Raw genomic sequence first — 11759 nt, 5'->3', positions numbered from 1 at the left:
TCATTAGGCTGTAAGAGCATTGTGAGAAATGACTCGATCAAGGTTTATCTGTACTTCTGCGATCTTTTTCCTCTCTGATCCTATCAGATAGCCTTTTCTTGAAGTCGGCTATATCAGATAGGTTATAAATAAAGTAGATAATGATAAATGTTTGTACGGTCATTACAAGGACCGATAGGTCAAAATGAAGCCGATAGAATGTAAAGGTGAAATTCGGAATAATTGAATTGATTAAATGTAGGGTCAAGGCTATTGAGAAAGCCTCTATAAAGCTTTTTCTAACAATGGTAAATGCCCCTTCAATATTCTTTAAGTAGACTGGGTTGCGTACTTCTTCTGTATTTATACTAATAAGGAGTGACATCCCAATTGAAAACATTATTGCGACAACAACAAATAAAGCAGTGTTACCATTGTATGGTATCGACAGCTTAGGAAAGAAAGAGCTTGTTATCAATGCAAAACCAACTTGCATAGTAGTTCTAATTACTATTTTCATATTTTGAAGTTGTATCTAATAATGTACCAATTTGCATTTGGGTGGAGCTTGAATTAAGAATTAGATTCTTCTTCTTGATTTTGGTTTTCACCTTCATCACTAGACTCTTCCTTTTCCTTCTCTGCAATTCGATAGAGTTCTAATGCCACAATATTTCTAACGTCTTCTTTTATTTTGTTATAGTTTGCTTTAATAGCTATTTCAGCCTCTTCATCAGATAGGGGCAGACCTTCAAAATCAAGAATATTTGGCATTTCTTTAATATAGTCAGCTTCCTCTCGCTTCACCTTATCAGCGTCCACGATGATTTTACAGTGGAAAAACTTTTGTTCTATTGGTTGCCCTATATCATCAGCAACGACACCGACAAAAGTTCCTTGTGTCAATGTTGAAATCTTAGAGGCAGGTATTAACGACTCCATCTGTGTAGAAACAGTAGTGGAAGTGTCATTTCTACTAATGTTTTGTGAGGCTCTTTTTTGAAGAACCTTTCCAAATCTCTTAGAGATGGTATCTGCCGTTTCTCCTGTGACCTGCCCGCTAAAAAGATTTGCCATTAGATTTTGAATTGCTTTAGCTTCATCATCGCCATAATCTCTTTTCAGCTGTGAGAAGTCTTGAAAACCAAGACAAACAGCTACTCTATTAGACCTCGCAGTTGCGATTAGATTATCGATCCCTCTAAAGTATATAGTAGGAAACTCATCCATAATAACAGAAGACTTGAAAGTCCTAAGCTTCTCTTTAGTCCCGTCCTCTTTAGTGAAGTACATATATTTCTTATTGATGAGCTTTACAATGCGTGCATTGTAAAGTCCTAGAGCAGCTGAATATATACTTTGTCTGTCTGGGTTGTTTCCTACCACAAGAATCTTTGGCTCCTTTGGGTTATTGAGGTCTAAGGTGAAATCATCACCAGTCATAACCCAGTACAAAGATGGTGAAATCATTCGTCCGGTTGGGATTTGAGCAGATGCCAATTGTCCTTGCAACTGCTCTTGTGCACCACCCTCATAAGCATTCATAAATGGCACCATATAATTATCAAGCTCTGAATAGTCCATCAGTATCTTGAATAGATTCTGATAGTCACTATTAAGCAATTCAATTGCGTGAGGGAGAGTACAGAACCTACCATTATCATAGATTCTAAGGAACCAAATTATAGCTGTAAAAAGGTTTATAGGAGATTCCACAAAGAACTCACCTTGCTTTTTAATCCACGTTTTATTCAGATTAAGCATAATTGTAGATGCAGACTCGTATGCATCTGCAATATCTGTCATATACTTTGGTGAAAGTGGATTGCACCTGTGGCTTCTCCTAGGGTCATCTAAATTGATGATATAGAATTTAGGTTCCACTTCTCCGTATGCTTCTGCGTGCTTTGCGAGGTGATTGTAAGCTATTACAGATAAGTCAGGGAACTTAAAGTCATAGAGATACATTGTAAACCCTTTCTCAATCTGTTGCTTGATGTAATTATTAATCACCGCATAAGATTTACCAGACCCTGGTGTACCTAGAACCATAGTTGCTCGATAGGGATTTACAATGTTGATCCAACCATCATTCCATTTTTTCTTATAGTAGAATTTAGTTGGCAAGTTCACCGAGCTATCATTTTCGATGAGTCTTGTCTCTTGCATAAAACTTTCATTCTCCACATTAAAGACATCATTCATCAGATTATTTTTGAGCAGACGACTCATCCATACTCCTGTCATAAGTAGTAAAATATATCCGATAGATAATACAAAAGTATATAGAGCCATCAATGTATCAATTGGTAGTTGGATTTTAGTTATCCAAAAACTTCCAAAATATAGGAGTAGTCCAGTTACCAAGCAGACTAGAATCATTGACCAATTGATTTTCTCCGTTTTCACACCTTTTGTTCCCAAGCAACTCAATGCTAGAAATATGAGTGCTAGTATTTTGGTAAAATTGAAAGTGCTAAAGAATGGAGTTGTCTTAGCTATCTTCAGTAGAAAAGCGTCTACAAATTGAAGATTAAGACCGATTCCTTTTATCCCCTGATAAAAGAACCAGTATATATGTATTATGAGGATGACTATTGATAGTCCCCTCATTAGGTCCATAATCTTACCTAACGCTCTTAAATCGTCTTCTTGTCCCATATTGAAATTGTTTATAGTTTTGGTCTACGACCTTTATTCTTCTTCTTGTTATATAGTCTTTTCATTCGCTTTCCAAAAGCTTCTTCTTGATAATCTCTACCATCATCAGTTGACAAGCCAAAGTCCCCAGAGATATTGAATGATTGGTCATTTGTTATCTCTTCTGAATTATTTAGATACTCCTTATAGTCAGGGATATTGTGTATTTCAGGTGCGAAGTAGTCATTAAACACATTGGCAGAAAACTCCTTTCCAATTCTAGAGCCATTAACCGCTGTGTTGGTGCTATCTTGCACGAATGTAATGCCATATATTCTTCCCTTTTCATTTTGGAATACTTCCGTTCTAATTCCAAACCTTTCAAGAGAGTCTTTCATCTCTTGGATTGTTTTAGGTTGCTGCTTAAGAATTGCTTTAATGGTGTTTCTAATGAATGGCAATCTAGTCTCCACTTCTTGTTTTGATCGCTTCATTCTTCCTTTGACGGCAGATAACCCATAGCCATGTCCGAGTTCGGACCCAGTTATTGGGTTACCAGCTTTTTTCCCATTGCTATCTATTGGAACGTATGCTATTCCATCATAGAGCTTTCCTTGATATTCATTCTTCGTGATTTCTGCTTTAAGATTGTACTTCTTCAATATAGCATTAAACTCACCAATTGATTGAAATGATGCGTTTGGTAGTATTCTTCTGATGACAGCTTGAATCTGCTCGTACATATTTTCAGTACCAACTTCAATTGGTCGGGCTTCCATACCATACGATAGTCGTTGCTGCTCCTTCAGATTTTGTTTCTTTCTATTGGTAGGAGAGATAATCAGGTTATATTTTACCTCTAAATCATCAATGATTCGTCTCGCTTTTCTTCCTTCAAACTTATCTGATATTTTAGATCCATCCGGTCTCACTCGAGTAGAGACGATGTGAATATGATCTCTTTCAATATCGTGATGTCGTGTAATGATAAAAGGTTGGTCCTTGTATCCCATCCTCTCCATAAATTCTTTGCCAATAAGCATATACTGTTCATCAGAAAGATGCTCTCTCGGGTCAGGATTTATGGAAGAAGCGAAGACAACATTCTTTGTTCGCTTCTTATGTGGCATAGCATCCATCATTTCTTGATATGCTTTTACCACATCTGGGTATCCATCCTTCCCTACAGAAACCCCTTGCGAGTAAACGACTGTAGACTTTTCTCTATTCTCTTGCTTGAAATCGTACTCCAGTTTATTCAGTAGACTTCTCGGAGTGGTGATACTTACCATCATTTTTCATTTCTTCTGCTAGTTTTACTACCTTTTCCAGGGTGGATAAAATTTCCTCTTGGCTTTTACTCACCCTTGCGAGTAGAATTTTTGCTCTTGCTTCAGTATGATACATATTAATTGACTTGACTGTTTGGTTGTAAAGCACGCCAGTTTTATTAACGGCTGCTACCAACTGTGTCAATTCTTGATAAAATTTCATTGAGCCCAAGTCAGCGTGAAGGACTCTAAAGTCTTCACGAAGTATTTGTGCTCTCATAAAATCGGATTTGGTTGCCGCCTTTGACTTCTTGAAAAGAGTAATTGCCTTCTGTTGATCTTTCACAGACGGCATTCGGCAAATCCAAGTATCCCATTTTGGTGGTTGAATTTTATCTTTATCAGTCATAATGAATATGTATGTGTAAGTAATTACTTGATTTTTCTTTTCCCCTAGCGACTTTGGAGCGGTCAAACTTCCCACGGAAGCAGGGAGGTTTTTCGTAATACAAACGCAGTTTTGTAATACAAAAACACTACTTGCCCATTCGGATACTGACACGCTGCTGTAGCTAGTTTCTAGTGCCTTTAAATAGGCTACGATTACCTTTATTTGTTTGTTTCAATATCATCATATCATTATTGATGAGACTTCACTATTTGCAAAGCTCATTATAAGTATTGAATAATTGATTTACCGATTGTTACTTATACTTACCGCTTGAATTTTATTATAATAGTTTAACATTATAGAGGGTTAGATAGTAGATATTGAATTGGTGCTTTATCTCAATAGTATGTTTTCATCATCATAGTATTATGATGATGAAAACATATATTATTGTGATGTCACATTAATGTGATAACACAATAATGTGCGAATGGATGATTATAATCTTGCTTGCTACTATCTTCCCCCCTTTTTCCCTTGAAAAGAAAAATGATCGCTTTGGCTATCAAAGTAAGTAACGGCAATTAAATTTACTGATTGTTACTTATTCTTACCGATTTTTACCGATAGTTACTCGTTTCTTTGATGGCTGATATAATACCTAGAGATTTGCTAGTGAATGGTAGATACTAGTTTGAGTTTTTGAAGGTATTAATTGATGAAACAACCTTTATACATAGGTTTCGGCAGTCAGAAAGGTGGTGTTGGAAAAAGCACCATCGCAGAAATTATGGCAAGTGTCTTGCATTATCATAAGCATTACAATTTGCTTGTGATTGATTGCGATGAGACCCAAAATAGCTTTTCCGCCTTACGTAAGAGAGATCATTTTATTTTGACTAGTGAAAATAAAATGGGTCAATCATTAAAAGAGGTATTTACCTCGTATGGGAGAAAAGCATACTCTGTGGTATCAGCAAATGTTTCACAAGCAAAGAAGCTTTCGGACAAACTCTGTAAGGAATTAGGGGATATTGATATTGTATTCTTCGACCTGCCTGGGCGAATGAATACAGCAGAGCTTCTTATGTTTAGTTTGTCACTAGACTATATCATTACCCCTATAGAGCCAGACATTCAAAGTATGTCGTCTAGTCTCATCTATGCAAGCACCCTTCAGGAATCTAGGAGCAAGCTCAATCCAGCATACGTGAAAATCAAAGACATTCTAGTCGTTTGGAACAAAGTGAATAGGAGTGTTCGCAAAGACACCATTGATACATTCTCTCCGATGATTAGAGATTTGAAGCTCAACCTATTGGATTCAATGCTGTATGCGTCTAAAAAATTCTCACTAGAGCTTGGAGAGGCAAGAGATATAAAAGAGGTTTTTCGATGTTCTTATCTAGCCCCCTCTTTAGTCCAGATGGAGGGTACAGGGCTTCGAGAAGTTATTGATGAAATTGAAGAAAAGATAATCAAACCAAACATAAAATAAGCGTATGGGTAATGGTGATAAAAACACAAAAAAGGACATGGCCTCTAATATTCTAGAGGATGCTTTAGGTGGTGTAAATATCCCCAATATAGAGCCATTGTCACTAGCTGATGAATTGTTAGAGGAAGACAAGAGTCAGAAAATAGATGAGACAGATAATGGCTCATTAGAGGCATTCTGTTCTCGCTATTTTAAGAGCAATGGAAATAGTGATGTTAAGCGCAACAATACGGCTCTTAATAGTGATTTAATGGATAAGCTAAAAACCGTCCTTTTTTATTTAGATCCTAAGTGTGCATTGAGCAACTATATTGAAAATATATTGCTTGATCATCTCGAAAGGAATAAAGAGTTGATAAATACTACTGTTGCGAATAGGTTCAATTCCAAGGTGATATAAATAAGCAGTTCTCTATGGACCAGAGCGTTTTCTTTCCGGTTGCTTTCTTCTTACTCATTGGATTAGTCGTAGCCATTTATATGGTCGTTCCAAAAAAGACCTTGAAGAAGATCTTCACCAAAAAGAAGTTGGTGAATGAGGTCACAGAGACATCTAATAAGAAGTCATCTGTTGCTGGAGATAAAAAAGAAAAGCTTCAACAGTCCATACCAAAAGAGAAGGCTCATTGGGATATCATCGGAAAATCGAAAACCAATATTGCCGACTACGTTTATACACTTGGAGAAGGTATTGAAAATGATGACGACGACGACTTCAAAGGTATCAATGTTACTCCAGAAGAATTGGCTCAAAAAGGCATCTCTTCTGATGAATTGAATGAGGATACCGAGGAATTGTGGGATTCTGCCCAGGTATTAGATAGTGAGCAAACAGTAACATTGCGAGATTACAATGCTATTGTCAATAGTATGTTCAACAATTCATTAACAGAAGATGAGATGGAAGTAGCTCAGTCAGCTATAGAAAAGCTTGCAGGAACAGATTTCCTCGCAAACATTAATGTTTTAGTGCAAAATAAAAAAGCACAGGAGGAAGAGGTTAATCAACGATTGTTTTCGAAAATGATAGAATTACAGAATAACATATCAAGTAACTAAGTATGAAACTAAAACGAATTGGTAATAAGGTTTTTCTGACGCTTGCGTCAATGTATATGGGCTTGGAAACTATGTTTGCCCAAGCTGGTAAGGATAGAATTGCCCAAGGTTCTAAAGCTCTTACGGACACAAAATTGAAAGTTCAAAGCTACTTTGACCCATTAGCAGACATCATCTATATCGTTGCCGCCATTGTCGGGTTGATTGGAGCTATCAAAGTTTATTCGAAATTCTCCAGTGGTGACCCAGACACAGGTAAGACAGCTGCTAGCTGGTTTGGTGCTGCGATTTTTATTGTTGTTGCCGTGTATGCCTTGAAGGCAATGTTTATCAATTAAATGAAAAAGTACAAAGTAAATAAAGGTGTTGGTGCTTCGCTGGAATTTCAGGGTATTACCCAGCTTTATCTGTACGTATTAGTTGGGATTGTACTCTCGTCCTTTTTCATAGTTATCGTTGGGACTGTAATAGGAGTTAGCAGTGGTATAATGACTTCAATAGGCATTGTGCTAGGAGCTGCTGGAATCACCTTAACCTTTAGAGTAAGTGCTAAATATGGCGAGCATGGAATCGCCAAATTAATAGGCAAGAGAAACTATCCAAAGTATATTATTAATCGTAAATCTGCGAGTCGGATTTTGATGGATCAAAAGCGATGAGAGTAAAAGGACGTGTATCTACACTTGAGCGATTGTTCCCACTGATGGGCGTGGAGAATGGCTTTATTCTCTCTAAAGACGCTGATGTTACAGCTGTCTTTAGAGTAGAGTTGCCCGAGCTTTTCACCGTATCTGAGAGTGAATATGAGGCGATACACGACACTTGGGGCAAAGCCATTCGAGTACTTCCTTCCTTTTCGATTCTTCATAAGCAAGATTGGTTCATAAAGGAGCAGTATGAAAGTGAAAAAGATGAGGATGGACATCTAAGCTTTTTGGATCATTCCTACCAAGCTCATTTTAATGAGCGTCCCTTCTTAAATCATACTTGCTATCTCTATATCACCTTGACTACAGAGAAGAAGATGAGAGGCAAGAGTGACACGACTGTCCTCGCTCGTAGCTCCTTAATGCCACATACGATTACTGATAAAGAAGGATTGATGAAGTTTGTTGATTCGGTGAGTCAGTTTGAACAAATCATTAATGATTCGGGGTACATTAGACTTACCAGATTGACAGACGATGAGATTGTTGGCAATGACAATGAAAGAGGACTTCTAGACTTTTATTTTTCACTAGACCAGAATAGTACAGGAGTGTTGGAAGACATCACTCTAAACAATGATGGTGTCTCAATTGGTAGTAAGAAGCTTGCTTTTTACACCATTTCAGATACCGAGAGCTTGCCTAAGGAGGTTTCAGTTTGCAAGAGGTTTGAGAAATTAAGTACAGATAAGAGTACTACACAACTTTCTTTAGCCTCCCCAGTTGGATTAATGCTAAGCTGTAATCACATCTATAATCAATACCTCTTTATTGCAGATAAGAGTGAGCTTGAAAAGTTTGAGGCACAAGCAAGGAGGATGACCTCCATGGCTCGGTTTAGCACCAAGAATATTATCAATAAGACTTGGATTGATGAATACGTAAGTCATGCCCGCACTTCAGAATTAACTCCAGTAAAGGCTCATTACAATGTGGTTGTTTGGAGCGAAGATGAAGAAGAGTTAGGTAGTTTGAAAAATGAAGTTGGAAGTGCACTTTCAAGTATTGGTTGCCCAGCTCGTCATAATAGTATAGACGCACCAAATCTTTATTGGGCAGGCATTCCGGGTAATGCTGCAGACTTCCCTTCGGAAGAAAGCTTTTGGACCTTTCCAAATCCTGCCTTGTGTTTATGGTTGAATGAAACCAACTATAAGAGTTCCTTAAGTCCTTTTGGCATTAAGTTGTCAGACAGGCTAAGTGGCAAGCCAGTTCATGTAGATATATCAGACTTGCCGATGAAAAAGGGACTTACTACGAATCGTAATAAGTTTATATTGGGACCTTCAGGTAGTGGTAAATCTTTCTTCACAAACCACCTTGTTCGAAATTATTACGAGCAAGGGACTCACGTGCTACTGATTGACACAGGTAACTCTTATGAAGGCTTGTGCGGTCTTATCCGTCACAAGACACATGGAGAAGATGGAATTTACTACACCTATACAGAAGAGAATCCAATCTCATTCAATCCATTTTTCACAGACGACTATGTCTTTGAAGTGGAGAAGAAAGAGAGTTTAACCAACTTGATTTTAGCTCTATGGCGGTTTGGTGATGAAAAGACAACCAAGACCGAACTGGGTGAGCTGAATAGCTCCATCAGTGCTTACATTGAGATGATACAAAATGATAGGAGCATTGTTCCTTCATTTAACACCTACTATGAGTTTATGCGAGATGTCTACAGAGTTGATCTTCAAAAAAGAGAGATACCTGTAGAGTTGGAAGACTTCAACATAAACAATCTACTGACAACGCTGAAACCATACTATCGTGGTGGGGAGTATGATTTCTTGCTCAACTCCACTGAGAATGTAGACCTGCTGAATAAGCGTTTTATCGTCTTTGAGATAGATGCGATTAAAGATAATAAGATCTTATTCCCAATTGTGACTTTGGTCATAATGGAAGCTTTTATCAATAAGATGAGACGTCTCAAAGGGATTCGCAAAATGATCATCATTGAGGAGGCTTGGAAAGCCATCTCTACACCAAATATGGCAGACTTCATCAAATACCTATATAAGACCGTGCGTAAGCACTTTGGTGAAGCTGTTGTGGTGACACAAGACCTTGATGATATTTTGAGTAGTGAGATTGTAAGAGAGAGTATCATCAATAATTCCGAGATCAAGATTCTTCTTGACCAAAGGAAGTACATGAATAAGTTTGAGTTGATTCAAAAGGCATTAGGTCTTACTGATAAAGAGAGGGAGCAGATACTTTCTATCAACTTAAATAAAGCTCCTAATCGCAATTATAAAGAGCTATGGATAGGCTATGGTGGTAAGGTGTCAGCAGTCTATGCTTGTGAGGTGAGTGAGGAAGAATACTATACCTATACCACCGAGGAGAAAGAGAAAGTTAAGGTTAAAGAGATGATGGCTCAGTGCGATGGCGATGTTGAACGAGCTATCAAGATGTTGGTAAGAGAGAATAGAGAGAGAAGTTAGATATATAAACAGACTAAGACAGTGGTATTATGAAACGTATGATGAAAAGAGCTCTGCTCTGTATTACTTTAGCCCTTAGTAGTATGGGTATTGGCAAGGCACAATGGGTGGTCTCCGACCCTACTAACTTTTTTGGCAATTTAACTAATACAACTTCGGAGTTGACACAAGCATGGAAAGAGTTTGGCTTATCCACCAAGCAATTTGAGTTTTTACAAAAGACGTATGAGAAAGTGTCTCCATACGTAAAGACTTACTATCAGTTGGAGAATGCTTATAGAATGGTTTTAGATCTTAAAAACTATTCTGTTAACTCTGTAAATAAATTGGCTAGAGATCCTTACCTAAAACCAGACGAAGTCGTTAGAATTGTCCGCTTAAATACTATGTACGTTAAGTATGCGACAAGAGAATTGAAAGAGCTAGCAGCTTCAATTAAAGATTTGGGAGGAACCGAACACGAACGAGTGGAAAGGATCGATAGAAAAACTGAATTAATGGAAGAACTCAGAGCACAACTTGATGAGGAGATGCGTCGTGTTGCCATGATTAGCTATGAAAGAAGGCAGAAAGAAGCGACCAATGAGTATATGAAGATAACTTGTGGTTACTAATTTGTATTGAGAAGTTATGACACTATTATCATCTGTATTTAATCCTTCCACCATTGGACAGACTTTGGAAACTGTTCGTAATTCCATTGTTAATGGAAATATATCGGAATTTTCCAACATTGGTCGTGGAATTGGTGCTATTGGAGCACTACTGTATATTGCTTATAGGGTTTGGGGGTCTATGGCTCGAGCCGAGCCTATTGATGTCTTTCCCTTGCTAAGACCATTCTGTCTTTGCTTCTTGATTATTAACTTCAGTATTGTCACAGGTTTTGTTGACTCTATTGTTCATGGGATAGAGTCAAAAACAGAGACAATGGCTAGCAAATCACAGACTAACCTTGATGATGCAACAAAGAAACTTGCTGTCGCAAGAGCACTTGTTGTAAAAAAAGCTGGTGATAAATATCTAAATGTTGATGAGGACACAGGAGAAACTAGTGGTAAGGAGGAAAGTGAAGACAAAGAAAGGACCGGTTTCTTTAAGACCGTAAAAAAAGCTGTTGCAGACATAGCTAGTTTTTTCTGGATAATTCAATCTGGACAAGTAACTTTTTTCCAAGTGGCGGTGCAAAAAATCTTGAAGATAGTCATGGGATTTGCCACCGTTTCCATTGATACTGTTGCGACTTTCTTCTTGGTTATTCTAGGGTTATTAGGCCCCATCGTCTTTGGTATTTCTTGTTTTGATGGTTTTGGTCACATGATTACGAACTGGTTGAGTCGCTATTTTTCAATTGCACTTTGGGTGCCTATTGCTAAGATACTAACCATCATTCTCAATCATGTGGAACTTACTATGATTGTCAATGAAACCGCATTATATACTAGTGGCAATGCGTCCGCGTTGGTGGATGGTTGGGTTTATGTTTGCTTTTATATTATGGGAATTATCGCCTATACTACAATTCCTACGATTGCAGGATGGGTCGTTGATGCTGGTAGTGGTGGCGGTGCCCTTGTGTCCAAGATTGTAGGTGTAGCAACTGTGCCACTAACTACTGCAGCCGCTGTTGGAGGTGCCGCTTTAGGTACAGCTATAGCAGGACCTGCTGGTGCGATGTTTACTTCAAAAGTGGCTAAAGAGGGTGTTTCAAAGATCACTGAAGGTGATGAAGCTCCCCAAGGTTAAGACGGATTAGTG

12 protein-coding genes are annotated in these 11759 nt (G+C 38.0%); 8 read left to right on the top strand and 4 right to left on the bottom strand.

The genetic code is table 11. The features are described 5' to 3' along the window. Positions 1-37: 37 nt before the first annotated feature. From MWL85_RS04475 to MWL85_RS04460, 4 genes are read right to left on the bottom strand one after another with little or no spacing between them, the layout of a single operon-like run. The gene (locus tag MWL85_RS04475; protein ID WP_244401599.1) at positions 38-499 is read right to left on the bottom strand and encodes a hypothetical protein; all 462 of its coding nucleotides are present in this window, start codon (positions 497-499) and stop codon (positions 38-40) included. Between the two features lie 53 nt (positions 500-552). Continuing rightward, positions 553-2640, bottom strand: coding sequence for a conjugal transfer protein MobC (gene mobC, locus MWL85_RS04470; RefSeq protein WP_244401598.1), 2088 nt, complete (start codon positions 2638-2640; stop codon positions 553-555). 11 nt (positions 2641-2651) lie between these two features. Then, positions 2652-3914 (bottom strand): relaxase/mobilization nuclease domain-containing protein, encoded by a 1263-nt coding sequence (locus MWL85_RS04465; protein WP_244401597.1) that lies wholly within the window; start codon positions 3912-3914, stop codon positions 2652-2654. Next, the gene (locus MWL85_RS04460) at positions 3874-4299 is read right to left on the bottom strand and encodes a plasmid mobilization protein (protein WP_244401596.1); all 426 of its coding nucleotides are present in this window, start codon (positions 4297-4299) and stop codon (positions 3874-3876) included. Before MWL85_RS04460 ends, MWL85_RS04465 begins: the two co-directional genes overlap by 41 nt. Positions 4300-4999: 700 nt before the next feature. On the opposite strand from MWL85_RS04460, the gene MWL85_RS04455 reads away from it, so the two are divergent. Genes MWL85_RS04455 through MWL85_RS04420 form a run of 8 tightly spaced genes read left to right on the top strand, consistent with a single transcriptional unit; the run spans position 5000 to position 11747 of the window. After that, on the top strand, positions 5000-5779 hold the full coding sequence (locus MWL85_RS04455) for an AAA family ATPase (protein WP_244401595.1): 780 nt from the start codon (positions 5000-5002) through the stop codon (positions 5777-5779). A 4-nt stretch (positions 5780-5783) separates the two neighbouring features. Then, positions 5784-6179, top strand: coding sequence for a DUF3408 domain-containing protein (locus MWL85_RS04450; RefSeq protein WP_244401594.1), 396 nt, complete (start codon positions 5784-5786; stop codon positions 6177-6179). A 14-nt stretch (positions 6180-6193) separates the two neighbouring features. Then, positions 6194-6838 carry a hypothetical protein gene (locus MWL85_RS04445; RefSeq protein WP_244401593.1) on the top strand — a complete coding sequence of 215 codons (645 nt, stop codon included), beginning with the start codon at positions 6194-6196 and terminating at the stop codon, positions 6836-6838. Positions 6839-6840: 2 nt separating this feature from the next. Further along, entirely contained in the window at positions 6841-7176 is a 336-nt protein-coding gene (locus tag MWL85_RS04440) for a DUF4134 domain-containing protein (protein ID WP_244401592.1), read from the top strand. Then, positions 7177-7497, top strand: coding sequence for a DUF4133 domain-containing protein (locus MWL85_RS04435; protein ID WP_244401591.1), 321 nt, complete (start codon positions 7177-7179; stop codon positions 7495-7497). It abuts the gene before it with no gap. After that, positions 7494-10001: a TraG family conjugative transposon ATPase gene (locus tag MWL85_RS04430; protein ID WP_244401590.1), complete on the top strand. Its 2508-nt coding sequence runs from the start codon at positions 7494-7496 to the stop codon at positions 9999-10001. Before MWL85_RS04435 ends, MWL85_RS04430 begins: the two co-directional genes overlap by 4 nt. A 29-nt stretch (positions 10002-10030) precedes the next feature. After that, positions 10031-10615 carry a DUF4141 domain-containing protein gene (locus MWL85_RS04425; protein ID WP_244401589.1) on the top strand — a complete coding sequence of 195 codons (585 nt, stop codon included), beginning with the start codon at positions 10031-10033 and terminating at the stop codon, positions 10613-10615. 16 nt (positions 10616-10631) lie between these two features. Then, positions 10632-11747, top strand: a complete 1116-nt coding sequence (locus tag MWL85_RS04420) for a TraJ family protein (protein WP_244401588.1) — start codon at positions 10632-10634, stop codon at positions 11745-11747. Positions 11748-11759: the final 12 nt, after the last annotated feature.

The organism is Porphyromonas somerae (assembly GCF_022845615.1).
Lineage (GTDB): Bacteria > Bacteroidota > Bacteroidia > Bacteroidales > Porphyromonadaceae > Porphyromonas_A > Porphyromonas_A somerae.
The sequence above is the reverse complement of the archived record's forward strand: the minus strand, read 5'-3'. Positions and strand labels throughout refer to the sequence as shown.

Coding starts and splice junctions, on each gene's coding strand:
- MWL85_RS04475 (WP_244401599.1), bottom strand. CDS start 499: ATGAAAATAGTAATTAGAACTACTATGCAAGTTGGTTTTGCATTGATA.
- mobC (WP_244401598.1), bottom strand. CDS start 2,640: ATGGGACAAGAAGACGATTTAAGAGCGTTAGGTAAGATTATGGACCTA.
- MWL85_RS04465 (WP_244401597.1), bottom strand. CDS start 3,914: ATGATGGTAAGTATCACCACTCCGAGAAGTCTACTGAATAAACTGGAG.
- MWL85_RS04460 (WP_244401596.1), bottom strand. CDS start 4,299: ATGACTGATAAAGATAAAATTCAACCACCAAAATGGGATACTTGGATT.
- MWL85_RS04455 (WP_244401595.1), top strand. CDS start 5,000: ATGAAACAACCTTTATACATAGGTTTCGGCAGTCAGAAAGGTGGTGTT.
- MWL85_RS04450 (WP_244401594.1), top strand. CDS start 5,784: ATGGGTAATGGTGATAAAAACACAAAAAAGGACATGGCCTCTAATATT.
- MWL85_RS04445 (WP_244401593.1), top strand. CDS start 6,194: ATGGACCAGAGCGTTTTCTTTCCGGTTGCTTTCTTCTTACTCATTGGA.
- MWL85_RS04440 (WP_244401592.1), top strand. CDS start 6,841: ATGAAACTAAAACGAATTGGTAATAAGGTTTTTCTGACGCTTGCGTCA.
- MWL85_RS04435 (WP_244401591.1), top strand. CDS start 7,177: ATGAAAAAGTACAAAGTAAATAAAGGTGTTGGTGCTTCGCTGGAATTT.
- MWL85_RS04430 (WP_244401590.1), top strand. CDS start 7,494: ATGAGAGTAAAAGGACGTGTATCTACACTTGAGCGATTGTTCCCACTG.
- MWL85_RS04425 (WP_244401589.1), top strand. CDS start 10,031: ATGAAACGTATGATGAAAAGAGCTCTGCTCTGTATTACTTTAGCCCTT.
- MWL85_RS04420 (WP_244401588.1), top strand. CDS start 10,632: ATGACACTATTATCATCTGTATTTAATCCTTCCACCATTGGACAGACT.